Source organism: Methylotenera mobilis 13 (assembly GCF_000384255.1).
GTDB lineage: Bacteria > Pseudomonadota > Gammaproteobacteria > Burkholderiales > Methylophilaceae > Methylotenera > Methylotenera mobilis_B.
In genome coordinates this window covers 1,301,250-1,327,174 of sequence record NZ_KB913035.1, presented here as the reverse complement: position 1 = coordinate 1,327,174, position 25,925 = coordinate 1,301,250, and the positions used below count along the sequence as shown (strand labels likewise).

Annotated in this window: 23 protein-coding genes and 1 tRNA gene; 7 read left to right on the top strand and 17 right to left on the bottom strand. The window is 41.5% G+C overall.

Annotated features, from left to right (window positions below):
* Positions 1-155 precede the first annotated feature (155 nt).
* Entirely contained in the window at positions 156-689 is a 534-nt protein-coding gene (locus A391_RS0106345; protein ID WP_019898183.1) for a Spy/CpxP family protein refolding chaperone, read from the bottom strand.
* Positions 690-888: 199 nt separating this feature from the next.
* Between A391_RS0106345 and A391_RS0106340 the strand changes: the two genes are divergently transcribed.
* Positions 889-1,596, top strand: coding sequence for a response regulator transcription factor (locus A391_RS0106340; protein ID WP_029144034.1), 708 nt, complete (start codon positions 889-891; stop codon positions 1,594-1,596).
* Positions 1,593-2,978, top strand: coding sequence for a sensor histidine kinase (locus tag A391_RS0106335; protein ID WP_019898181.1), 1,386 nt, complete (start codon positions 1,593-1,595; stop codon positions 2,976-2,978). The genes A391_RS0106340 and A391_RS0106335 overlap by 4 nt, the downstream gene beginning before the upstream one ends.
* A gap of 219 nt (positions 2,979-3,197) precedes the next feature.
* Here the strand turns inward: A391_RS0106335 and A391_RS0106330 are convergent.
* A tRNA-Leu gene (locus A391_RS0106330) sits at positions 3,198-3,282 on the bottom strand.
* Positions 3,283-3,491: 209 nt separating this feature from the next.
* Here A391_RS0106330 and A391_RS0106325 point away from each other — a divergent pair.
* The 4 genes from A391_RS0106325 (at position 3,492) to A391_RS0106310 (ending at position 9,606) form a co-directional block, all read left to right on the top strand.
* Entirely contained in the window at positions 3,492-3,740 is a 249-nt protein-coding gene (locus A391_RS0106325; RefSeq protein WP_019898180.1) for a hypothetical protein, read from the top strand.
* A gap of 29 nt (positions 3,741-3,769) precedes the next feature.
* Entirely contained in the window at positions 3,770-5,215 is a 1,446-nt protein-coding gene (locus A391_RS0106320) for a TolC family protein (protein ID WP_019898179.1), read from the top strand.
* A 44-nt stretch (positions 5,216-5,259) separates the two neighbouring features.
* Positions 5,260-6,324: a hypothetical protein gene (locus A391_RS0106315; protein ID WP_019898178.1), complete on the top strand. Its 1,065-nt coding sequence runs from the start codon at positions 5,260-5,262 to the stop codon at positions 6,322-6,324.
* 150 nt (positions 6,325-6,474) lie between these two features.
* Positions 6,475-9,606, top strand: coding sequence for an efflux RND transporter permease subunit (locus tag A391_RS0106310; RefSeq protein ID WP_019898177.1), 3,132 nt, complete (start codon positions 6,475-6,477; stop codon positions 9,604-9,606).
* Positions 9,607-9,609: 3 nt separating this feature from the next.
* On the opposite strand, the gene A391_RS0106305 is transcribed toward A391_RS0106310, so the two are convergent.
* The 5 genes from A391_RS0106305 to A391_RS0106285 are packed head-to-tail and all read right to left on the bottom strand — an operon-like array spanning position 9,610 to position 14,210.
* A complete protein-coding gene (locus A391_RS0106305; protein ID WP_019898176.1) occupies positions 9,610-9,990 on the bottom strand; it encodes a 4a-hydroxytetrahydrobiopterin dehydratase in 381 nt (126 codons plus the stop codon).
* A 24-nt stretch (positions 9,991-10,014) separates the two neighbouring features.
* Positions 10,015-10,662, bottom strand: a complete 648-nt coding sequence (locus tag A391_RS0106300) for a uridylate kinase (RefSeq protein ID WP_019898174.1) — start codon at positions 10,660-10,662, stop codon at positions 10,015-10,017.
* 34 nt (positions 10,663-10,696) lie between these two features.
* The gene (gene pabB / locus A391_RS0106295) at positions 10,697-12,124 is read right to left on the bottom strand and encodes an aminodeoxychorismate synthase component I (RefSeq protein ID WP_019898172.1); all 1,428 of its coding nucleotides are present in this window, start codon (positions 12,122-12,124) and stop codon (positions 10,697-10,699) included.
* The gene (locus tag A391_RS0106290; RefSeq protein ID WP_019898170.1) at positions 12,121-13,173 is read right to left on the bottom strand and encodes a hydantoinase/oxoprolinase family protein; all 1,053 of its coding nucleotides are present in this window, start codon (positions 13,171-13,173) and stop codon (positions 12,121-12,123) included. Before A391_RS0106290 ends, pabB begins: the two co-directional genes overlap by 4 nt.
* Positions 13,170-14,210, bottom strand: a complete 1,041-nt coding sequence (locus tag A391_RS0106285) for an ATP-grasp domain-containing protein (protein WP_019898168.1) — start codon at positions 14,208-14,210, stop codon at positions 13,170-13,172. The genes A391_RS0106290 and A391_RS0106285 overlap by 4 nt, the downstream gene beginning before the upstream one ends.
* 229 nt (positions 14,211-14,439) lie before the next feature.
* On the opposite strand from A391_RS0106285, the gene A391_RS0106280 reads away from it, so the two are divergent.
* Positions 14,440-15,165, top strand: a complete 726-nt coding sequence (locus A391_RS0106280; protein WP_019898167.1) for a HisA/HisF-related TIM barrel protein — start codon at positions 14,440-14,442, stop codon at positions 15,163-15,165.
* A 67-nt stretch (positions 15,166-15,232) separates the two neighbouring features.
* Here the strand turns inward: A391_RS0106280 and hxlB are convergent, their stop codons facing one another.
* The 10 genes from hxlB to A391_RS0106225 form a co-directional block, all read right to left on the bottom strand.
* Positions 15,233-15,772 (bottom strand): 6-phospho-3-hexuloisomerase, encoded by a 540-nt coding sequence (gene hxlB / locus A391_RS0106275; protein WP_019898165.1) that lies wholly within the window; start codon positions 15,770-15,772, stop codon positions 15,233-15,235.
* A 127-nt stretch (positions 15,773-15,899) separates the two neighbouring features.
* Positions 15,900-16,532 (bottom strand): 3-hexulose-6-phosphate synthase, encoded by a 633-nt coding sequence (gene hxlA / locus A391_RS0106270; RefSeq protein WP_019898163.1) that lies wholly within the window; start codon positions 16,530-16,532, stop codon positions 15,900-15,902.
* 264 nt (positions 16,533-16,796) lie between these two features.
* Positions 16,797-17,750, bottom strand: coding sequence for a transaldolase (gene tal / locus A391_RS0106265; protein ID WP_019898161.1), 954 nt, complete (start codon positions 17,748-17,750; stop codon positions 16,797-16,799).
* An 87-nt stretch (positions 17,751-17,837) separates the two neighbouring features.
* A complete protein-coding gene (locus tag A391_RS0106260; protein ID WP_232416147.1) occupies positions 17,838-19,868 on the bottom strand; it encodes a CHASE2 and HATPase_c domain-containing protein in 2,031 nt (676 codons plus the stop codon).
* A 240-nt stretch (positions 19,869-20,108) separates the two neighbouring features.
* On the bottom strand, positions 20,109-20,795 hold the full coding sequence (locus A391_RS0106250) for a response regulator transcription factor (protein ID WP_019898157.1): 687 nt from the start codon (positions 20,793-20,795) through the stop codon (positions 20,109-20,111).
* 142 nt (positions 20,796-20,937) lie between these two features.
* Positions 20,938-21,819, bottom strand: coding sequence for a triphosphoribosyl-dephospho-CoA synthase (locus A391_RS0106245; RefSeq protein ID WP_019898156.1), 882 nt, complete (start codon positions 21,817-21,819; stop codon positions 20,938-20,940).
* A gap of 12 nt (positions 21,820-21,831) precedes the next feature.
* On the bottom strand, positions 21,832-22,713 hold the full coding sequence (locus tag A391_RS0106240) for an ATP-grasp domain-containing protein (protein ID WP_019898155.1): 882 nt from the start codon (positions 22,711-22,713) through the stop codon (positions 21,832-21,834).
* Between the two features lie 63 nt (positions 22,714-22,776).
* A complete protein-coding gene (gene mch / locus A391_RS0106235; protein WP_019898154.1) occupies positions 22,777-23,757 on the bottom strand; it encodes a methenyltetrahydromethanopterin cyclohydrolase in 981 nt (326 codons plus the stop codon).
* Positions 23,758-23,802: 45 nt separating this feature from the next.
* Positions 23,803-24,900 carry an ATP-grasp domain-containing protein gene (locus tag A391_RS0106230; protein WP_019898153.1) on the bottom strand — a complete coding sequence of 366 codons (1,098 nt, stop codon included), beginning with the start codon at positions 24,898-24,900 and terminating at the stop codon, positions 23,803-23,805.
* Positions 24,901-24,998: 98 nt separating this feature from the next.
* On the bottom strand, positions 24,999-25,916 hold the full coding sequence (locus tag A391_RS0106225) for an NAD(P)-dependent methylenetetrahydromethanopterin dehydrogenase (protein ID WP_019898152.1): 918 nt from the start codon (positions 25,914-25,916) through the stop codon (positions 24,999-25,001).
* Positions 25,917-25,925 lie beyond the last annotated feature (9 nt).

Sequence of the window (25,925 nt, the reverse complement as noted above, 5' to 3'; positions counted from 1 at the left end):
AAATTCGTATGCAGATCGTTTCTGTGCGTCATAAAAGCCACATTCAAGATTAGCAATCTAGCTTCTACGCCAAGATTGCTCACGCTTTATTTGTAAATGATAGAACGTGAATCGTTTACTTGTTCAGCGTGAGGCAGATCAAAAGTTCATTAAAGTTACAATGTACGCTCTAATTTTTTAGTATGGTGTTGACCTTTTTCAAACCGACTTTTACTAAAACCTTCTTCATGGTTAGTCTTGATTTCATCCAACCGCTTACGTTGCTCTGGTGTTAAAATTTGATAGATCTGATGGTTTGTAGCAGATCGATTTAGCACGTGCTCTTTTTCAATGGTTGCTAGCTTATCTGAAATTTGTTTAGCTTTAGCTTCATCATAACTACCAGAGTTAGAAAGCTTATTTAAGTCAACATGTAACTGTTGTCGCTGCTTCTCTGCTTGCCTCGCTTTAGGCGCCTGCGAATGCATCAATTCAAACACTTTATCCTGCTGAGTTTCTGATAAGCTTAATGCAGCCAAATGTGAAGGAACGCCTATTGAGCCAAGTCGTTCATGAAAATGCTTGCCGAAGCCATGTGAAGCATGCGCACGTTGATGGCAGCGATCGTGTTTATCTGACTCTGCGTAAGAAGATAATGGAATAGTAATTGCTGCTAACGCTAGCGCTAACAAAGGGGTGGTGATTTTCATATATAGCCTCCTAGTGGGTAATATTTATATATCATGGTTAAAAAACATGTAACCAAATGACAATTTCATTTTGCCACCACCGCTTGTTAATACAGGTTAAGCAAACGTAAAGTTAAGTAAATACACTAACACTCTACTGTTGCTACTAGAAACTCATCGCTATGATGTGCATATTAAACAACCACTCCAATATGTCATGATAAACAAAATATTATTAATTGATGATGATGTTGAGCTCACTGCAATGCTTAAAGAGTTTTTATGCATGGAGGGTTTTGACGTGACCACTGCAAACGATGGCATCACAGGCGCACAACTCGCTCTTAGCAATCAATTTAACCTTGCGGTGCTTGATGTGATGATGCCTAAAATGAATGGAATTGAAACGCTCGGCATCATCCGCAAATCAAGTCACATCCCTATCATCATGCTGACTGCAAGAGGTGATGAGGCTGATCGTTTTTTTGGCTTAGAGTTGGGTGCTGACGACTACGTACCAAAACCTTGCACACCTAGAGAGCTCACTGCGCGCATTCGGGCAATATTACGTAGAACACAACCCAATCAGGGCAGTGCAAATATTGAAAACGAACTGACTATCGGTGATCTCACTATTTGGCCAGAGCAACGTCGAGTTGAACTGAAAGGTAACACCGTAAACCTGACAAGCACCGAATACAATCTACTAGAAGTGCTAGCTAAAAACGCTGGCCAAGTAGTCAGCAAAAAAGAGTTGTCACAACAAGGAATGGGTAAAGCTCTCGCAAGATTTGACCGTAGCATTGACGTTCATATGAGCAGTATCAGACAAAAAATTGGTACGCTTCATGATGGGAGAGATTGTATTCAAACAGTTTATCGCATGGGTTACCAGTTAATTAAAGCACAGCCAGCTAAACAATCATGAGTAGATTATTCTGGAAGTTTTTCATGTTTCTCCTTGTTGCGCAACTCACTGCGGTTATTGGAGTTAGCGTTGCGATTTGGTTGCAACACCGCCACGAGGCATTACAAAGCACAGGTGTAGAAACATCACCTTCAGCACGCTCATTGGTAGAGGCGGCTGCATCCACATTGCAATTTGGGGGCATAAAAAGCCTGCAAAACTTACTAAAATATTGGCAACAGCGCCCCGTTTTACAACTACTCGCTATTGATACGAATGGTAAAGAGCTGCTACAACGTAGCTATACAAAAACAAGCTTTGATGCCGCAAGATTATTAGCTGAAGACGATCAGCGTCATGCCAAGCAGATTAAACTAAGCAATGGTCAATCATTTATATTATTTGTACCAGATGATGGCCGCAATAACCGACTTGCACAGCGCCCATCAGAATTGAAGCAATATAAAGGTGGATCACGCAAAGCGGTTGGAAGATTCCCATTAATGCCATTATTAGGTGGCATTGTTGTAAGTTTTATATTTGCAGCTTTATTGGCATGGTATTTTTCTAAGCCGATTAACATTCTACGTACAGCATTCGAGCAAGCATCCAACGGCAAACTGGACGTACGCGTGGCGAGTGAAATGGGTGGTCGCCGCGATGAGCTTTCTGATTTAGGGCACGACTTTGACGCAATGGCGTCTCGCCTTGAAAGTCTCTTGCAAAGCCAAACTAAACTACTCCATCACATTTCTCATGAGTTGCGCTCACCACTTGCAAGAATACAAATGGCGCTTGGCCTAGTGAGGCAAAGCCCACATAAAATTGAAGCGTTTCTTAACCGCATCACGTTAGAGGCTAATCGTATGGATGGATTAGTCGGTGAGTTGTTAACATTATCCAGATTAGAATCTGGTGCTGTTCAAGTTAAAAAAGAAACGCTTGAATTAAAGCAACTGATGCATAACATTATTGAAGATGCGCAATTTGAAGCTGAATCAAAGAACATGAAATTAAAGATGTCTCTAGATCAAAACTACCTATTACAAGGGCAGCCTGATTTACTGTACCGCGCGATTGAGAATGTAGTTCGCAACGCGATTAAATATGGTCCTGATAATAGTGTGATTAATATCGATTGCAGCAAACATAACGACAATCAGAAAATTCAAATTACGGTAACAGATCAAGGTGCTGGAGTCGATGCGCTCGAGTTAGAAGATATATTCAAACCGTTTGTTAGGGGTAGTTATGGTAGCCAGACAGTTGGTCACGGTGTTGGATTGGCGATTACCAAACAAGTGATTGAGGCTCATAGTGGGCAGGTGATTGCGAAAAACATCACACCTCAGGGATTTTGTGTTGAAATCTCACTACCATATAACGGCTTATCCCTCAGCTAATAAAGTAAATTAGGCCACGTCAATCAACACGCATAAACTAAATTGTTGCAGGTAGAACACCCAGCATTCTTTTCGCTCTCACTATGTGGACATGAGCATTTCTTAATGCTCATGAATTTAGCAAACAAGCCTACTTGCCTGAACATGCCACTCAAAGTACATTAAAAAATTAGCAAAAAAAAAAGCATTAAAATCAACAGGATTGATTTTAATGCTTTTTGGTGCGAAAGGAGAGACTCGAACTCTCACGCCTTACGGCGCTGGAACCTAAATCCAGTGCGTCTACCAATTCCGCCACTCTCGCAGGTAGTTTACGACTTAACAAAACAGCCGTCGTTCAACAAGGTCGCTATTGTAGCGAACTTATGTCATTCCGAAAAGAGAAAATCACAAAAATATGATGTTTTATTTTTAGACTGTTACTTTTAATATTGAATAACTAGCAGAGCAAGCGGTGATTGTGCGAAAATGTGCTTAGCACTATACTCATTCTATCAATAAAAGTTAATCAATATGCCAAACACAATCAATCAAAACGAAATCAACATGCTACGTACTGAGCTAGAACTCTTGATGCGCGAGCGACAAGCTTTATTAAAGATTGCTGGCGTTGCGGCTGGGCTTATTGCTGAAATGGATAGCCATAACTTGCCTATTTCTACGGTTGAAGCAGCAGACATTCTGGCGACATCTATAAATAGTTTAAGTGAAGAAACGCTACAAGATGCATTGGATGCAGTACATGCAGAAATTGTAAGTTAGATTTAAAGCTCGACTAACTCAATTAGCGCATGCCATTTATATTTAGCAAAGTTAGATTTCATAGTCTACATACAAACCTGTGGTTTGTATGTTTACCGTTAACATTGTCTTCATGTGGGTTTATAGACTACATCGCTAAGCCAATTGACCAGCAAGCAGTTATTCAAAAGTTTGAGAATAAACGTCCGGACAGCGATGAGTTTAAGCAATATTTAGCTTATAACAATTATCACCCCGATTTTTTTCCAATTACGCATTGGGGCCTAGATGAGCTTACTTATTGTTCACTATATTTTCACCCCAGTTTAGATGTAGCAAGGGCGCAATGGCGCTTAGCTCAAACTTCACAATCAAGTGCAGGCGCAAGACCCTTGCCAAGTGTGAGCGGAAACTATGGTAAAGGAAACAATGCGAACGAAGATATCAGTCCGTATACTTATAGCTTGAGCATTGATATACCAATTGAAACTGCGAACAAACGCAACATTCGCATTGAAAATGCAGAGCACTTATCTGAATCGGCTAAATTGCAAATCGCACAAACGGCCTGGAATTTGCGTACGCAGGTAGCAACTACCTATTATGAGCTGTTACATAATCAAGCTCAACTGAACGTTTTTGCAAAAGAACTAGCTTATCGGCAAGAAATTGTCGATCTGTATCAAAAGCGTCACGACTTAGGGCTTGCTTCTAAAATAGAATTAAGCCATTCAAAACTTTTACTCCAAGTAACAAAAGCAGAGTTAAATACGCAACAACAAAATAAAGTTATGTTGACAACAAAACTCGCAAATAACTTAGGATTACCATTAAGTTATGTAACCCAAATGACACTTGCTGATAGCCCTTCTATCGATGCCGTCATGAGAATAGCACAGAAAAATTTAGCGACAGATGTTCAATCAAAAGCTTTATTGAATCGTTTAGACCTAAGAATTGCACTTGAGCGATATGCAATGGCAGAAAGCAAACTGAAATTAGAAATTGCAAAACAATATCCTAATATTACGATTAGCCCTTCCTATACTTATGAGTTTGGAAATAAGGTATGGTCACTAGGTCTGTCTAGCTTGATGACGATTATTAATAAAAATAAATTTGCAATCGCTGAAGCTAATCAACTTCGTGAGGTAGAGGCTGCACAGTTTGAGTCATTACAAAGTAGCGTCATTAACGAGGCACATTCTGCACGCGCTAAGTTGATGCAAACGCAACAATCACTGGCTGACAATAAAAGGCTGTATGCATTACAACAAGAGAATACCAATCGCATGCAAAACCTTTTTAGTGCTGGTGAAATCGATAGGTTGGAGTTAACGATGGCCAAACTTGAAGAGTTGTTGTCAGAAAAAAACTTAGTGAATGCTAGCTTTCAGATGCATTCTGCGATTAGTAATCTCGAAAACACCTTACAACAACCACTCAATGAACAAGGAATTCAATCTAGTACATTGAATGCAGCAAACACCGATTGACTGGTTCTGATATTAAATTTGGCTGTACGATGGAGACATACTGAATGAATCGAAAACTTGCCATAATTATTGGCTTGCAAGCTTTTTTAATCGTCGTATTGTTTTGGCTTCTAGCCTTTTATGGTAAAGATGAGTTTGAAGCAATGTCAGAGCAATCTGAAGAGGAAATTGAAACAATTAACCGTGTTGCTAACAAAGATGGTGCAACCATCATTAGCATCAGCCCTGCAGCACAAAAACAAAGTGATATATTGACATCACCGCTCAAAGCGAGCTCTCATCAAGCAAGTATCAGTACTTACGGTAATGTTGTGAGTATCGACAGCCTGATTGAATTACGTAATCGTTACTTGGCAGTGAAATCTGAAATTGATGTCTTAAAAGCGACGCTCAGCCATGATAAGAGTGAATTTGAACGTCTTAAAGCTTTGAATCAGGATAACAAAAATGTATCTGACAAAGCACTTGCTGGCGCAGCAGCCAATACCAAATCTGACGAGACAAAAATCACAGCGGCAGAATCTAATGCTAAAAACATTTCAGATAGCATTCGTCAATTATGGGGGGACACCTTAGCACAGCATGCGATCAACCCAAAAACAAGTAATTTATTGCAAGCGCTGATTTCAAATAAAAGGGTATTAATTCAAACAACCCTACCCTTTGATGCAGCTGAACCAAAACAAAATAGCAGTATTATGATCGCGCCTACAGCTGCGCCATCACATACCATGAGTGCCCAGTATGTTTCACCAGCACCTCTCACCAATTCGACTATTCAAGGAAAAACTTATTTTTATCACGCTGTTACCAATGAGTTACGTGCTGGTATGCAAATCAACGCGACGACTGCGACATCAAGTAAAAAGAGTAACGGTGTAATTGTGCCTAATAATGCAATCATCTGGTATGCCGGAAAACCTTGGGTATACCAGAAAACAGGGGCTGATCAATTTAGCCGCAAACCTATCCATACCAACATAGAAGTAGATGATGGCTGGTTCTATCAGGGCCATCTCAAAGCCAACGATGAGGTTGTCATCAGTGGTGCTCAATTACTCCTATCAGAAGAGTTTAAATCACAAATCATGAACGAGAATGATGATTAAGCTAAGATACTAACATTAGCTCAAATAAAAAATAATACAGCCACTTAGCAATGGCACTGATTACAAGGGATTAGCAATGTGCGCAACAAGCTCAGTTCAGAGCCATCATCATTTATATTGCTTCCAAGCAAGGCATGAGACTTTAGCATTATGATGCAAGCCCTAGTTCGCTTCTCAATCCGTTTTAGCGGGGTAATTATTGGTTTAGCCACGCTGATTATCGTGTATGGGTTGTTCAGCCTCACACGCAGCAATCTTGATGTATTTCCTGAGTTTGCACCTACGCAGATTGTGATTCAGACTGAGTCCCCAGGTTTGTCTGCAGAGCTAGTTGAGAGTTTGGTCACGCAACCTATTGAAAACAGCGTAGCAGGGACTGTCGGGATTGAAAGCATGCGTTCTCAATCTATCCCGGGCTTGTCTATCGTCACTATTATCTTTGATGAAACCACTGATATTTATCGCAATCGTCAAGTCATTGCAGAGCGGATTTCAACCTTAAATAACAAACTACCTCAAGGCATTACGCCTAACATCACTCCTCTGACCTCATCAGCCAGCACAGTACTTGGCTTTGGACTCACATCAAAAACACGCAACCTGACAGAAATTCGCACGATGGTGGACTGGACAATAGTGCCCCATTTACTAGCGATTCCTGGCGTAGCTGATGTGAATGTATTTGGTGGCAAAGTTAGACAGCTACAAGTACAAGTTGACCCTGAAAAAATGATTCGCTACGGCATCTCATTATTACAAGTAGAAGATGCTGTTAGAAAAGCAACTGGCGTGCGTGGCAGTGGCTATATTGAGAATAAAAACCAGCGGATTGTCATTAATACTGAAGGACAATCGACGACACCAGAAAAACTGGCACTTGTAACCTTGCTCTACAAAAATGGGCAAACCATCAGGCTTGGTGACATTGGTAAGGTAGTGGATGGCGCAGCGCCATCCATAAGTGCGGCGGCCATTAATGAAGAAACTGGTGTATACCTTTCAGTTCAAGGTCAGCTGGGCGCGAATACGCATGGGGTTACACGAGACATTGAACGTGCGCTAAAGGAACTTGAACCCAACTTAGTCGCCGAACACATTACGCTACACAAAGGGTTATTCAGACCAGCTAACTTTATTGAAGTAGCAGTAGATGGTGTACGCACCGACATTTTAATTGGCTCAGTATTGGTGATTACGATACTGTTTTTATTCTTATTTAATGTACGCACTGCATTTATCTCAGCAACGGCAATTCCATTGTCACTATTAACGGCAATTGTTGTCATGAGCTATTTTAATATCGGCTTAAACATTATGGTCTTAGGCGGCCTAGCGATTGCACTTGGCGAAGTAGTAGATGATGCAATTATTGACACTGAAAATATTTTTAGACGACTACGTGAGAATCGCCTACTTGACCATCCCTTACCCACTTATCAAGTTGTATTCAATGCATCAATGGAAGTTCGCAACTCTGTGGTCTATGCAACCTTTATTGTCGCATTAGTTTTTTTACCATTACTCACATTAGGCGGGGTCGCGGGGAAGCTTTTCGCCCCCCTTGGTGTCGCTTATATTGCAGCAATCATGGCATCTCTTTTTGTAGCACTGACGCTCACACCTGCTTTATGCTACATGATGTTAGGCAATGCCTCGCTAGATGACAAAGATCCGCCACTGATTCATGCAATCAAAAAAATATATGTAAAAGCGCTGGTAAAGATTGATGCGCATTACAAAATGATTATCGTCACGAGCTTCGTTTTAATCGCGATAGGCTTGGGCACTCTACCCTTATTTAAAAGTCAATTCATACCTGCACTGCATGAAGGCCATTACATCATGCATATGACCGCCGTCCCGGGCACTTCTGAACAGGAGTCGTTACGTATTGGTAAAAAAGTATCAGCAATCATTCGTAAGATTGAGGGGGTAAAGTCCGTCACTCAATGGGTAGGTCGCGCCCCTAACGGCGCCGATACTTTTGGTACTCATTATAGCGAGTTTGAAATTGAGATTGGCGCTATTTCAGGGAAGGAGCAACGTCGCATCCTGTCTGAAATTAGAGAAGAGCTTTCTGGTGAAGAGATTGATCGTGATGGTGACGGCACTGCAGAAACTGGTTTTGTGGGCGTCAACTTTGCAATTAACACTTTCTTAACGGAACGTATCGAAGAAACAATCTCTGGTTACGCTGCATCTACGGTAATCAATGTGTATGGTCAAAATCTCGATACGCTCGACAGTGACGCCAATAATATTGCAAAAATTTTAAATGATATTCAAGGTGCTGCAGACGTTACTGTACAGTCACCACCGGGCACTCCACAGCTTGTTGTACGTTTACGTCCCGAGAAAATGGCACAGCTTGGCTTATATCCTACCGATGTTTTAGATAACATTCGTGCAGCCTATGAGGGTGTGCCAATTACACAAGTGTATGAAGGTAATCGAGTCATTGGTGTAAGCGTCGTATTAGATTTAGAAGCAAAAGATGATGTACAAGAGGCCGGCAATCTCCCACTTTTTAATGCCGAAGGTAAACTATTCAGATTACGTGATGTTGCAGAAATTGTGCAAGAAAATGGGCGCTCTAAAATACTGCATGCTGGCGCTAAGCGCATTCAAACGGTCACTGCAAATGTAATTGGTCGAGATATTGATTCATTTACTAGTGAACTTAAAAGTAGATTAAATACAGAACTGACGCTATCTCAAGGCACTTACTTGGAATTCACTGGCGCTGCTGAGGCTAACGCCAAATCAAGGGAAAGGCTGATTTTACAATCTGCGTTAGCTGGAGTTAGTGTGTTTTTAATGCTATACATCGCATTTGGGCGATTACGAAACTTACTACTTACCTTTATCAATTTACCTTTCGCACTGATTGGTGGTGTATTGGCCGTCATGTTTACAGGTGGGTGGATTTCACTAGGCTCGCTAGTCGGCTTTGTTACGTTATTTGGCATTACTCTACGCAACTCAATTATGATGGTGTCACACTTTCAGCACCTAGTGGATAAAGAAAACTGTGTATGGGGATTAGAAACCTGCATCCGTGGTGCTTCTGAGCGCTTGCCTTCCATTTTAATGACCGCATTAGTCACTGCTATTGGTCTTTTACCATTAGCTGTTGGTAGCGGGCAGCCAGGACGAGAAATTGAAGGGCCAATGGCCACAATTATTGTGGGTGGATTAGTTACATCCACGATACTCAATTTGCTGATACTACCAACAATAATGCTACATTTCGGAAAGTTTGAACGTAATCAACAGGATTAAATACTACTTATCTTCATATTTAATATATTTAAATCTAGCATCTTCATTAGGTGTGCCAGTCAAAGCACCGCCCTCTTTGGCTGGCTGCCACGCAATGACCGCTTCAATTTTCTTAGCCAACTCAAAGTCTTTTTCGGTAATGCCTTTAGCATCATGAGTGCATAACTTCACAATCACAAACGCATATGAAACAGCTAAGTCTGGATGATGCCATGCCGCTTCTGCCAAATGTCCAACAGTATTCACCACCATTAATGTAGCCTTCCAGCCACTGGTTTTATATTTACGTCTTATCCAACCACTTTCTAAATACCAATGCGGTAGTTCTGTGGATAATCTAGTCTCAATTTCTTGCTCAGAAAGTACTGGATAAGAAGACATCATGAATCTTTCTTTTAAATGACGAACTTAATGATTGATAAGTAATATATTTTCTGTAGCAACATTCTGATCATCCATACGACGCTTACTGAGTATTGGTTCAACTGCATCATAATTTGATTTATGTACTAAGTAAGTTTGGAAGTGTTGGGCTAGGCAATAATCACCAAATGCCTCATCAACCAAAGTATCGTTGACTAAGGTTTGTAATAACACCGATGTTGAATTGGCATAAGCACTCAATGGCTTAGACTTCACCAAGAACAACCGATCTGAACCAATTTTCCTTGCTAACCAAGCACTTAAACTATCAGACGTCACTTGCCAATTTTTAGAAATAGCATCATCAGCTAACACCATTTTACTAGGTAGCCAGACAATCGCACGATGCTGCCAGCCACGTTCAGCAATCTCTAATTCGCTACTTGCTGTGACCAGTTGACTGTTCATTCCTGTCAACAGTAATCCAAACTGATCCATCGCTAATAAAGCTAAGTGATGTGCAATCGTGTCATCTACGCCAGTACGATGCTGTGCCTCACGCACTGCATCAGCAAACACACTACCACCCGGCACAATAATCACTTTGCCATCACTGATTTTAACCAGCATATCTAGCCAACGTGGTAGCTCGGGAGAACCCAACAAACTACCACCTAATTTAACAACCCACATAAACGACCCCTTGATTTAAAACTAGGGCTTACCGTTAATCGGCCTTGTGACTAAAACACGCCATTACTTTCAACATACTAGAGGCTTTATCCCAAGTTTCCACGTACTCTTTCTCCACTTCTGAGTCTGCAACAATACCACCACCAGCATAAAAACTAATTTCACCATCACCGTTTTTGTTTGCCAAATAGACAGCCGTGCGTATAGCTATATTCGTATCCATATTGCCATCAAACCCAATATAGCCAATAGCACCGCAATAAACACCACGTCGATGTGGTTCTAGCTCTTCAATAATTTGCATAGATCGCAACTTTGGAGCACCAGTAATAGAGCCCCCGGGGAAGCAACCGCGCAACAAATCGATTGCTGTTTTATCTGCCTGCAACTCACCCGTGACAATACTCACCAAATGATGCACGTTGGCAAAACTCTGCAACTGAAAAAGCTTATTTGCTTTGACCGAACCAGTCACACAGTTTTTACTGATGTCATTGCGTAGCAAATCTACAATCATCAGATTTTCTGCTCGGTCCTTCAGACTTTCCTGCAACTCTTTTGCATATTGTGCATCCAGCTGGGCATCATCAGCACGCGGTCTAGTGCCTTTAATTGGCCGCGTTTCCACATGTCCATCGACTACTTGTAGAAATCGCTCTGGAGAGCCGGAAATCACATGCATATCACCAAAATTCATATATGCCATAAAAGGTGCAGGGCTAACCACTCTCAACTTCTGATAAAACGTCCATGCATTACCTCGCGCAGTAGCTGAGAATCGCTGTGCTAGATTCACTTGATAGCAATCGCCCTCGTGTATATAGGTTTGAATCGCATTAAACGAGGCGGCATAGGCACTTTTATCCATATTTGAATGTACAGCAGAGGTCACTTCAAATTGGGCTGGTTGCACAGCGACTAAGTCATTCGTTGAATCAAATAATGCACACAGTGACAACCACTCGTCATGGGTTTGAAAATCAAACCCGTTTGAAACTAAATATGCAGTCTTGTTACGATGGTCCACTACGACAGCCCAATCATATATACCAATCTGCATCTGTGGAACCAGCCTATCATCTGCAGAAGTACTTTCTAACTTTTCTAGCCGTCTGGCTAAATCATAGCCAAAATAACCAACCGCACCACCTGTAAATGGCCACTTAGATTTAGTTGCTCGTAGCGTTGCTAAAGCCTCGTTCACAAGCTTAAATGGATCTTCAACGGATATGTATTTTTGATTATGCTTCACCACTTCTGTATGCTGCGCATTAGTGGAGAATGTCATAAATGGCTTCGCCACTAAAATGTCATAATGACCATATTGGCTACCAGCCCTACCCGTCAAAGGATTTTGTAACTGGCCACTATCTAAGAACATCGCCCATGGCATATGTGCGATACGTGCAAAATAATGCGCACTATCAGCCTGATATTGCAATTGATACTGTAAAAAACTCATCTAGATAACCCTAGTGAAGCGACTGCAAATGCTGGAAAACAAACCTTTGCCATATTTTTAATCAATATACTTTCTGCAGAAATAAAATCACTTACTGAACGATATTGGATGCCTAATTGCTGAGCTAGTGACTCTGTTAAAAACTCCCCAGCACCTGCACCAATCAATTGTAGGCTAGCATTGCTATATTGCTCAGATGACAACTTTGTTAATACGGCTTGCCGCACAAGGTTAAGCTGCGCATGTTTAAACGCATTAGCAAGTTTTATCCAAGCGCTTAAAGGTACCTCTTCTGCATCCCATCCTATCATTCTTGCAATACGACGTGCACTGGATGCAACACTCTTATCCGCACCATCTGCGGTATCTGCCATATTGTCACTAAGACTTAAATCGCCTGTTAATGTGTAAACATCGCCTGTAGTAGCAAAATGCTCCGCCGCGATATTCACCAATCGCCCAGAAAATGGAATTTTTTGGGCTAAAGCCATCAATGGCGTACGTACTACTCCAGTATAAACCAACTCATCAAACTGCATGCGTGTCGCATCCGTGAGTCCTTGCACCTGAGACCTACCATCACAGACCAAGGCAATATCGGTCGTTGTACTGCCGATGTCAATAAAAATCGCCTGAGGGACTTTTTTAGCCAAGAAATGAACGCTCGCCAACCAATTCATCGATGCAATATCGCTCGTCACTTGTTTTACTGTATCGATACCAACAAATCCTTTATCACCAGCAAAAAACTCAATCACTACTTCATGCTTAGCCATACTAAGTTTACGCTGCATTGTCTGCGAAATTTGTAAAACACCTGTGTTGCGGTCTGGAAATATATCAGCAAGCTCACCTGTCATGGTCACGGCATGAGAATCGGCATGCATCTCTAACAAAACACAATCTATTGCAGACTCTAACTCCCCTAACCCTTTCCACAAAGGGCAATAAACTTGCTTTGCATCTAGAACCTGTCCTTGATCATTGATTAACACTGCCTTGAGATGCGCGCCACCTACATCCCAACCAATCATACGTTTTTGACTCATAGTTTAATATCAACCTGCTTTTTAGCTAGATTCGGCACAAAGAACTTATCATTTAATACACAATCCAAAATCAACTTAGCAGGATTATAATCTAACGCTTGTTCTAACCCTACATAGCTTGTGGTCAAGCGGGGGTTAATTTCCACCACATAAATTTTACTTTCATTGTCGGTGTCTATAATCACATCCACACCAATATAGCCAAGTGCATCTGGCAACATCTTAGCAATTTTCCTCGCGATGGTTTCAAAACGTTGCCAATAGTTGGACATACCATTAATCGTAATGCCTGTTAATTTGAAATGGCAACCATCATGCTCGATATGTTGCTCATTACAACTGAGCAACCAAGCCTTCCCATTACGGCACAACATAGAAAAGCTGGCAGCCACCCCAGCTTGATAGGGCTGAGCTAAATAGCTGAGATATCGCTCATCCTGAGCAATCCAAACTTTTAAATCATCTAATGAAGCAAATAGCCGAATCCCCTCACAACCAGCACCGTCCTCTGGCTTAGCTACCCACTGGTTGATATCTTGCGCGTTTGGAACTTGATATTTTTCTTGCATGAGGTCTTCACCTGCATAGACAGGCAAAGTATAAATATTCGCTTGCTGCAATGCTTCACAACATAAAGTTTTACTGGTGCCAATTAGCATAGAGTCAAAACCGCAACCCAAAAATAGCGTGCCTTTTTCATGTCTCGCATAGCACAATTCACTTAGTTCAAGCAAAACGCCGTTGGTTTCTGGTGCAATTAACCACACCAACTCGACGGTTGCTAGTGCTTCAGAAAACACATGATGAAACTGTCCATTGCCTACTTCAATGCTATGATTTGCCAGCGGAGATGGCGCAAGCCTAGCATCATGTAGGGTCACGATTTCAAATTGACTCATCTCAGCTAGATGGTTTAACAAAGCATCCCGCATTAGCGATCCCTCATTCACCAATGACTCTGGCAGAGCCTCTGCACTCAAACCTCCGCTAGTAATAAACTCACAAACTAATATTTTTTTAAGTGATTCGATGATCAAAATTCCTCTTTAATTACATCATATGGCAAATCGCTTGCGTAAAATATACTGTAGACCAATAACGCTAGACACAAGTCTCAAGCCAAGATACTCACAAGCTGAGATAATGCAACTTAGGCACAGCTATTTATAACCACTGAAAGTGTAGGCTAACATTCAAGTTAAACAAAGTGACTAATGATAAAAATGCTGAAAAAATATACTAACTATTACTCTTCTTGAGATACTGATGCAGATAATTCCAGTCATTGACTTATTGAACAACGTAGTCGTTCATGCAAAGAAAGGTGATCGTCAACATTACCAGGCAATTGCCTCACAACTTACACCGTCGAGCAATCCGCTAGATATTGTTAATGCATTACTAATGCTCCACCCTTTCGAGCAACTATATATCGCAGATCTGAATGCGATACAGAAGCTAAGCAACCCTAATGCGGCCTCACAAAGCAACAACTTTAACGTCATTGAGTCAATTGTGCATCATTACCCCAGTCTAACTATTTGGGTGGATGCCGGTATCAGTAATATGGCAGAATTTACATTATGGTCATCACTCAATGTAAAACTCATTCTGGGCAGTGAAAACTATTCAAGCATTGAGCAATATAAAACCTCATATCCGTTAGGTAACACTCAACACATTCTATCGCTTGATTTTATGCCGAACGGCTACCAAGGGCCATTAGCGCTGTTAGAGAACACAAGATACTGGCCGCCAGAGGTCATCATCATGTCACTTGCGCATGTGGGTACTAATCAAGGTACAGATATACAATTACTCACCAAAATAAAACAGAACGCCAGCACCTTCAAGTTGTATGCAGCGGGAGGAGTTCGTGGAATCGAAGATTTGTATACTTTACAATCTATAGGTATTCATGGCGCACTCATTGCCACCGCATTACACGATAAGCGATTATCGCACGAACAATTATCTTCACTTCGACAATAAAAAAGCCCGACTGGTCGGGCTTTTTTACAACTAAACTGTTTGACAGCTAGATTCGTTCAGCTTGCAACTATTCCAAGTTGGCATGAATAGCGCGCATACCTTCTTCAGTCAAACCTTTTGCAAAAATCAAATCAGCAATCGTAGCTTCTAAGAAAATAAGTGTTGAAAGTTCAAACTGTGAACCCATTGGCATACCATTCGTCAATGGGAAGCTACTGTCATTACCGATTTGAATCGTTAAATCAGCTGCATCAGCCATAGGTGAAGCTTTCTTCATAGAAATCACCACTAATTTAGCACCTACTGATTTTGCCTTTTTAACAAATGGCAATAAAGTTTCTGTACCACCAGAACCTGAAACCAAAATCAGCAAATCACCCGCTTTAATCGCTGGTGTTACCACTTCACCGATCATGCTTACGTTGTAACCAGCGTGTACTAAGCGCATTGCAAAGAAACGTGATACTAACAATGAGCGGCCAGCACCACCGATAAATGTACGGCCTGCACCTTCAACTAACTTTAAAAGCTCAGCTGATTTAGAATTGTCTGTTTCAGCCAAGATACTCGTTAACTTGTCTAAAATTAATTTTTGACTACTACTCATGATATTTCCTTATCGAATCAATGATTTTAATGAACACATAAAATATCAAAAAAAATCCCGACCCATTACTGAGTCAGGATTTTTTAATCGTTCATTTCAATAAAAAACTTATTGAAAATAGGTTAAATTAACCGTGAACGATAGCTGTGATTTCAGCAGCAGCAGCAGCAGGATCAGCAGCGCCGTAGATTGCAGCACCAGCAACGATGATTGTTGCGCCAGCATCTTTAACTTGTTTAGCTGTAGCAGCTTTAACGCCACCAGCAACTGAGATTTCAACGCCTAGGTTCAAAGCAGCAACCAATGCTAAGTCAGCAAATGGTGTTTGACCAGCAGCTTGTTGGTCTAAACCAGTGTGCACGCCAATGATGTGTGCGCCAGCAGCAGCAGCAGCTTTAGTAACTGCAGCTTTGTCAGCAACGTTGATCAAGTCAATTTGTGCTTTTTTGCCGTATTTGTTAGCAGCATCAATTACACCTTTGATTGTACCCATATCAGAGATACCCAATACAGTAACGATGTCAGCACCAGCTTTGTAGAATGGCTCAGCTTCGTAGAAACCAGCGTCAGCTGTTTTCAAGTCAACTAAGATTTTGTTGTTTGGGAATTTAGCACGTAATGTTTCAAGCAATTTGATACCGTTGTGCTTGATGCATGGTGTACCGATTTCAAGAATGTCCACGTGTGGAGCAACTGTAGTTGCTAATGCAACTGTTGCGTCGAAATCTAATGAATCTAATGCCATTTGGGTTAAAGCCATGGTGTTTCTCCGTTTAATAATTTTAAGAATTACAATTTATTGCTATTTTGCGAAACTCGTCCCACATCACACTTAACTAACATTCGCAATTTACTACGAGATACTCAACTAAGGTTGACTGTGTTTCGACTTTCACTAGTTCGAATTTAAGTGCCTAAATTCGGCCTCATAAAAAACTGGACACTTATGTTAAATGCCCAGCCGAATTATGTCAATTCTAAAGCGACATGATTACGCTTTAATTACAAAATTAATACCAAAGTATTAAAGTTTTTCGCTTAATGCTGCTTCAAGTTTGTTTTGGTCAACTACAAAACCACGAATACCTTCAGCAAGTTTTTCTGTTGCCATAGGATCTTGGTTCAATTCAAAACGGAACTCAGCTTCTGTCATTTTTGCTGGTGGTGTTTTAGTCGCGCCAGTATCTTTCAACACTTGAGTCAATGTACCTTCAGTAGCTGCTAGGTCTTGCAGCAAGTTTGGTGAAACAGTCAAACGATCGCAACCAGCCAAAGCAATCAGCTCGCCAGTGTTACGGAATGAAGCACCCATTACCACTGTTTTGTAGCCATGCTCTTTGTAGTATTGGTAGATAGCACGTACTGAAACCACACCTGGATCTGTTTCTTGTGTGTACTCTGTTGTTGGGTTTTTAGCTTTGTACCAGTCTAAGATACGGCCTACGAATGGTGAAATCAAGAATACACCAGCTTCAGCACAAGCACGCGCTTGGCCAAAACCGAACAACAATGTTAAGTTACATTGGATGCCTTCTTTTTCTAAGATTTCGCCAGCTTTAATGCCTTCCCATGTTGATGCTAATTTGATTAACACGCGATCTTTGCTGATGCCTGCATCTTCGTAAAGTTTGATCAATTTACGGCCTTTAGCCACCATTGCATCTAAATTGAAAGACAAACGTGCATCAACTTCTGTTGAAATGCGACCTGGCACTTCTTTAGTGATTTCTGTACCGATCAATACTGCTAATTTGTCAGCAGCATTGTCAATTTGTTCAGCCTTAGTGCCGCCTTGTGCTTTTGCGTATGCAATAGCAGCTTCAATTAAAGGTGCGTATTGTGGCAATTGGCTTGCTTTTAGCACTAATGATGGGTTTGTTGTTGCATCAACAGGCTTAACTGCCTTGATCGCTTCAACATCACCAGTATCTGCCACGATAGTGGTCATAGTTTTTAATTGGTCTAATAAAGTAGCCATTACATGCCTCCGTAAAATTATCTGAATACAACAGTCTTATACAAAATCAAGTGCAAGATTATATCTTAAAAGTGGTGATGTTAAAAACTATATGGTGTCATTAAATGGCGATACATGATGCTTTCTTCGATCGCTCTCAACTGGACTATCACTTTTACGGCGCTCTATAGGTAGTGAAATGATGAAAGTTGCTCCAGCCCCCTCTTCACTGTGAACAGCAACACTACCCCGATGCTTTTTGATGGTCACATTCACAAAATACAAGCCTAGACCACTACCCTCCTGTGCCTGATGCTCACCTTCTGCGCGACTAAATCGCCTAAATACTTTTGTGATTTTCTTTGCAGGTATTCCAGGTCCCTGATCGATCACTTTCAAAACAATCGATTGCGTATCACTTCTTAAGATTACGTTTATCTCACTTCGTTCTGGTGAGTATTTAACAGCATTCAATAAAATATTAGAAATTGCTCTCAAGAGCAAACCAAAGTCACCTCTCACCCATACACATTCTTCAGGAAAGTCTATGAGTATCTTGAGCTGCTTAGCCATCGATATTTCATATACATCATCAATCGCCTGTTGCGTCAGACTAACAATATCTAACTCGTGAAATCTATTCACATTTGCCATTTCAGCACGTGACGCCTGTAAAAACCCTTCCGCCATACTATGCGCACGGATGAGCATTTTACTCATCCGTTCGGAGTATTTGTTAGCCTCAAATTTATCTAGCAACATCATTGCTGCGCCAAGAGGCGCCCGGATATCATGTGAAATAAACGCTAGAGTATCATTTCTACTTTTGTGCAAATTGCGTAAGTGCTGTGCGGTCAGATTCACCTTCAGGATTCTCGACTCTAAAGGATCTACATTACCCCCATCCACATTATCTTCAGTCACCATACCTAAGGCTGATAACTCATCACGTAATCTTTGTAACTCTCGATCTAAAGATAATTGTGCTGAATTAAGCTTGCGCCAACTCCAGATTGGATATGCCAACAATATCGCGATTAAGGCTCCCGACGTAGGAACCCAAATACCCCACCAGTGAACGATAGAGAGTGAAAGCAAGATAATCACAATCAAGTATATTGTAATCAATAACACAGACTTCAACGGAGGAAGTCTAGACAGCCATAACAGCGGTAATATCGCTAATAATGCACACAACAAACTGACAATCCACTTTGGCGCATCCACCACCAATGATGAGCTTTGCATCGTGGCTATCGCATTCGCTTGAAATTCAATCATTGACATTGGTTCCGAATCGCTTGAAACAGGCGTGAGTAATACATCTCCTACCCCCTGTGCTGTGACACCGATCAATGCAACTTTATCTTTAAAAAATCCTGATGAATATTTATTAGCCAGCACATCAACATAAGAAATTTGATGAAAGTGCCCACGTGCTCCGAAGAAATTAATTTTACGCGGCGAGTTAGAAATCAAGCGTTGCGCTTCATAGCCACTACTAGGGTTAACACTGGGCTTAGCTAAATGAATAGTAGGTGGAATAATATTCATATTAGCAGGCAATAAATTAGCCACTTGCAATATGGCCTGTGAAAAGTGCGGCAACCCTAGTGCGGGTGAGCCACCTACTGACAAGCCCTCCCACAAATAAAGATTACGGGCTACGCCATCAGCATCTAACGAAACATGTAAACGGCCTAAGCCTGCTACTGCTGAAGCCAACAATGGAGTTGGGAAGATTTGCTTGACAGAAGCCCCTACATAAGGCGCCTCAAGCAAAACAGGTAGTACAATATTTCCTGCTCGTTGAATTGCTTCGGCAAAAGCATAGTCGACTTCCGTAGCATCACGCTCTGGATCGGAGAAAGTGATACCGAATCCAATTGCTTTTGGTTTTTCGTTAATTAAATGATTAATAAGCTCAGTATGGAACCTTCTAGACCAAGGCCAGCTCCCAATCGCTTCTATACTTCTCTCATCGATTGCAACAATGACGATATTATCTGGTGCGCGCTTGAAACTAAAGTGCCGTCCTAAATCATAATATAAATGATCAAATCGGACCAACACCTCACTAATCCCCACCACGCAGGCGATTAAGGCAAGTGCAATTGCTGTAAAGAGCCTGTCATTCATTTGCATTAGTGACTTACAACAGCGATACGATTAGATTGCTGCAGTTCTAGCTCATAGAAGTGCTGGGATAATGTAAATATCCTACAAGAGAAATATTCTATTTTTTTTGTCATCATGCAAGTTAATTTTCAAACGGGAAGTGGTGAACAAAATACCATGAACATCGTTAAAATTGCGCTACACAAGCAGCGCAAACATGTTAAATTTTGTAAACTAATTGCCGCTGATAATTGCAATTCACTAGCAATTGCGTTCTAACCGATAGCCCTGCTGATATATTGATGTTAGCTTCCAGCCATATTCTGGCATAAGCTTTAGTTTTGATCGTAGATGACTAATATGCACATCAACTTTACGTGTCTCCACATCAGAACTGGTACCCCACACCACGTTCATCAAATGCACTCTTGATAACAAAGCGCCTTCATTCTTCAAGAAATATAATGCCAAATCAAACTCTTTATCTGTTAGCTTAACCTCTTCCCCAGCAAGTGTTACAACTCTTAACTTCACATCAAATTTCAATGCATCAAACTCGTAACTAGTCTCATCCAAAAGCTGATTCGATGTACGTCTAAGCAGCGCATTAATGCGCGCCATCAGCAAAGGTCGACTGGCTGGTTTAACAACATAATCGTCGGCCCCTGCCTCAATCACGCGAACAATATCTTGCTCCTCAGATCTACCTGTAAAAAAGATAATTGGAGGTAACTTATTGGCTCTAAGCTTAATGCTAACCATCACATCGGGCCCCTCCATATCTGGCAACGCCCAGTCGAATATACATAAATCATATTGCTCATGTGGAAATCTGCGCAAAAAATCTATGCCGGTTTTAAAATGATCGACCTCAAAGTTAGCCTCCTGTAGCCACTCAATCAATATTTCGGCAAATGCTAGGTCATCTTCCAACAGCGCTATTTTCATTTATATTTTTTATTCCAAATTGTTAACGCCCATTGCCTAGATACTCTGAATATCTGAAGCACTTAATCATACTTAAAACGTATATTTTGAAGCGATACCAATCAATAGCTAGATTGAACGTAATGCACCGCAATAATAATGTTTATGTCATCAACACCAAGTGACTTGCCAACAGAGTTGCTACCGTCAAATCAGCACTTGTTCCTGGATTAATTTTTCTTGCTTTAAGTGACGCATCCCATTCAAGCAAGCGTTTCTGCATTAATTTAGGATTGTGTGCACCCCAATAGTCAGACTCAAGCTCTCTGGCCTCTTGCATGAGGGTATTCGCAATCTCTGCGCCATGCTTGCGTTGTACGTGGGTGTCGGCATACTGAGATAAAAATCCCAAATATAATCCAGTTGTTGCCCACGCAGAATTTTCCCATTTAAGCAAAGCATCCGCATATAAATTAACACCAAAACTGACTACATCTTGGAATGTATTAGCATATTGCCAAGCAATACGGTCTTTATCTTGCGCTGAACGCATCATTTCAAGCAAATTAACTTGTGGTGCCTCATGCACATCATGCCGATTAGACACTCCCAAACCACCTGGATTAGCCAGAACAATGGCTTTAGCAACTAGAATGGCATCACTTATGCTTAACTGATCCAATGTTCGATTCAATTGACTCCATAAAGACTGGCCCTCTGACAAACTCAATGCAGCTTGCATTAGTGGCGCGCATAACAAAAGCATCCCTAAGTTAGTATTTTGCCCAACCGCATTTTTTGTGGCCTCTACTGAGTAAAATACACGCTCACCGACAGAGAGTCCTACTCTAGCAATAGGGTCTGCGGTTACATCAGCACTTTGAATAAAGTCCTGAATCGTCATACCATGCCCATCTGAAAATGCATGCACGTTACCTGGCTTTAACGCCTGCAACTCCCCCATGCATGCGTTTTTATAGGCTAGCGCTAATTGATCTTGCGTTAACCTACGAATTGTATCTGTCTTCTTAGTTATACCTGTCATCGCTCAAGACATTCAATCAATTTTTCGCAAAAAATCATCGACCAGTGCTTCAGCAATATTAAAATCGGTAACGCTCTGAAGACCTCGCCAAGCAGGAATACTATTCACTTCCAGCACAAAATACTCACCAGTGACAGCCTGAATAACGTCAACACCGCAATAATCTATATCAACTGCTTCAGCTGCTTTCAAGGCAATTTCTATCATTGCATGATTAGCTTGCACAGCCTCACAGCGCCCACCAGCAGCGACATTATTGACAAAACCACTACCGAGCCTTCGCATGGTTGAAATTACTTTGCCAGCCACCACAAATACGCGATAGTCGTGTGGGGTATCTGCCGTTTCAATAAACTCCTGAAAGTAATAAATACCATCTACATACTGCTGCATCGGCACAGGTAAAGGTTCATCAGCACTTAGTTGACGCACACCTTGACCCTGAGATCCAAAAAGCGGTTTTAATACTAGCTGTTGATGATTTTTCTGAGCTTGTTCCCGCACCATCTCTGCTTGCGATCTAGATTCGCAAGCCCAAGTAGCAGGTGTCATCACATCATGTTCTCGCAACAAAAAACTCGTCATCGCTTTATCAACAGTACGTTCAATTGCGCGTACTTGGTTGTAAACACGAACGCCTTGCATCGTAAGCATATGCAACACATTTAAACGAGTAATGACCTGAGGTAAAGTACCACCAGCCACTCCGCGCACAAATGCAGCTGGCGGATTAGTATCAAAAGGTGGAATCTCGATATGTGGACGCTGTTGCGCTAAATTAATTACGCAATCTTGCAGAGATACGAACGTGGTTTCGACACCCCGTTTTGCAAATGCAAGCTTTAGCTGGTTGCCCTGCCAACCAGCATCATCGGTAAAAATAGGTATTTTCAAATGAACAATTGATTAAAAATTAAACTAACTCAGGGCTTAAAGGCAGGGCTTAATTCAAGATTCTTAACGAAATGATAAATTAATCAAATCTGCATTTAATTGACCAGCTTCGAACACATTACCTGTATCAATGTTAGTCACAGCCACTTTAGCTGGGCTAAATAACATTGGATCAATTTTATAAAAATCCATGTCGTAAAATTTAAATACCTCAGCAAATGTTTTACCGTAGTCTTTAGACGCACTACTTGGCAAATTTTGCGCTAATTTAGCGGCTGCGGCATCATCACCTTTCACTTGCAGGCTCACAAAGCCGCCAAATAAAATGGCATCATTAGTACGACCCATACCGGTCATAAAATCATTTGCTACTGGTGGCAACACAGCCAAACCCGTTCCACTTACAATGTTTTCAAGCGGAAAATGTAAAGTATGTGCTTTGTGCAACGCCACCTCTAGCACTCGACCAACAATTTGCACTACGCCAGCAACACTTGTTGTTGGCGTTAAGATGATAGTTAGCTGCTCTGGTGACATTTTAGTATCACGTAAAATTTTCTCAACAACTTCAATAGGTGGCACTTTATCTGTTTCTAAAACGATACAAGTGCTGGCACCACTATCTACATATTCAAGCTCTTTAAACAAATCTTCGCGTTGCGCCAGTGCACGTGCAGGACCAGACCCTAATGAAAAGAATTTCTCATGACTTAATGCCCAACCAGCATATTGACTGGCCAAGCAAGCAAACACTGGCTGTGTTGAAGTCACTGCAATTGCATCATGCCAATCTGCGAAACGGTCGTCAGCCTGCAGGCTGACCACACCTAAGCCACCCATACAGATTTCAGCAATTAAACGACCAGCCTCGGCACAACCAGGAAACTGGATACCTGCATCGATGATCGTACAGCCAGAGGCGTGTTTAGAGACCCCAACATGTAAAGTATCCGCCTGCTCTATTAGTCTTTTTACTAAAGGAGCACTAAGCTGATTAACACTAGGTTGACTTGCCAACGTTTGTGGTGAAGTGGTATTTTGCATTTTTTTCCTTTGCACTACTCACTTGCCTCATGGAAGCAAGGTTTTTTAATGAGAAGATTGTAATAAATTTTTAATCTGCTGCACTCTAGTCAGCACTTCTTTTTTTGCTGCATCTGCACTATCAGCATACGCAATCACACTGCAAATTGGAGCACCAGCCATTATTTTTAATGGCCTATCCAATTGGATAGGTGTATCTGTCACCCAACTAGGCCAATCTATTCCAAGCATTAAGGTTACATCAATATCTGCATATACAACAGCATGTGCCTTAGAGATACTTGATACTATCTCTTGTGACTTATACCCGATGGCTCCTATCAATTGTTTGGATAAACAAGCCTCAACATGACGATAAAATAACGCCTTTTCTTCATTTGCATACAAATCAACAGTAGCACTTAATCTGGGGTTGACTTCCAACACATACACATGCTCTGCACTTTGTACTTCCAGACATTTTTCTTCCGCACTTTTCACTTTTTGACTGGCGCTTTGTACTATAGCATCCAGACTATTCAGACCAACCAAGCCAAATGCAACTGTGAGCTGCTGTGCTGCACTTAACAATTGCTGCTTTACACTCACAGACAAATCAGCATGACTTACTGCGCCACCGTAGCGAAATGGAGTCTGTGCATTAACGCTCAACCACTGCTCATTAAATCCTACAACCTCGACTTCATTACCATTAGTGATAAACAACAATGAAACAGGTAACCCTTCCATTACATTTTGGAAGTAGTGATTCTCTGATAAATGATTTTGTATCGACTGTGCAGGTTTGATATGTACACCACCGCAACCACCAGAGAACTTTTGTACATACAAGCTTAGATCAACATTCGCTGGTAATTGATCAAAAGTTCTAGGGTGCTTGATATTCAATTTTTGCATGGTAGCAAAAAAAATACTGGCATTTTTCACTGCCGCTAAACTGACTGAAGTGTTGCCTATTACAGGAATTAACTCAGCAATTTTTTGCAGCAAATGAGGCTGCGCTTCAAACCCACTCCCATATGCCAAGCCAATAAACTGGCGTAGCTCCATCCCTTCTTTATCTAGGCGATGGAGCGTTTGCAGTAAATCATCAGCGATAAATCCTAGCTCATCACAACGAACAGTCAGCGCTTTTTCTGCCAAGGCAACAGTCTGCTCATCGGAAAATGCATCAATAGCAACAACATTATATCCAGCGTTGACTGCCGCCTCAACAAAGGGCCGCGCTGATAGGGCAACAATTAAGAGTGAATTTTTAATAACTCACGCGCCAATTTAAACGCCGCAGCAAATTCCAAATACTTAGGTTTTTCAAATGGCTGATCTGTTGGCATCATTTGTTTAAGCAATTGATGCTGTGTGTTGTACTTCAACTGACCGACAGCAATTGCACCGATACCGTAAATATTAGTACCTTCGATCTTAACACCGTCGTCACTTACATTAACACCTTGCACACCAAGTGGCGCAACAGCATTCACATCAGCAACAACTTTTAGATTTTTTGCAAGTGCCAACTGCTCTTTGCTAATCACTTGTACTCCAGCAGCAGCTGAGCAAATCACGATATCAGACTGAGCAAGAATCTCTTCTTTTTTAGCCTCTGTTGTACCGTCCACCACTTTCATACTCACTTGGTATTTTTCGTTCCAAGCGGCAGCCTTAGGCTCAACCGAAGCTACTGAACTATGCGCAACCATCTGCACATTAGCACCTTGCTGCGCTGCAATAATTGATGCACAACTTCCAACTGGGCCTGTAGAACCAAACACGCTTAATGTTTTACCGCTCAAGCTCTCACCAAAGTTTTCTTTAAGATGGGCTTCTACTTTTGCAATCATCGCAGCTGCTGTAGTAAAAGCACCTGATGGGTCAGCAAACACAGAACAGGCGAAAGGTGCGAACATTGCCTTCTTGGCAGCACTCAACATATCCATCGCTAAGTCGATATCTCGACCACCGATAAAAATGCCTTCACGTTTCACGCCAGAGAGACCTCGTGAGAAAATTGCATCTTGTGTTAGACCTGTTACCTCAGAGAGTTCAACATTCGTATACGGTACAACTTTATCAAAACCGGCGTCAAAAGCCATGTTGACATCAAACGGGCTAGCGTTCTTGGCGGCTGTGAATACATGCAAAATGCTGGCTTTTTCCATTGTTACTTT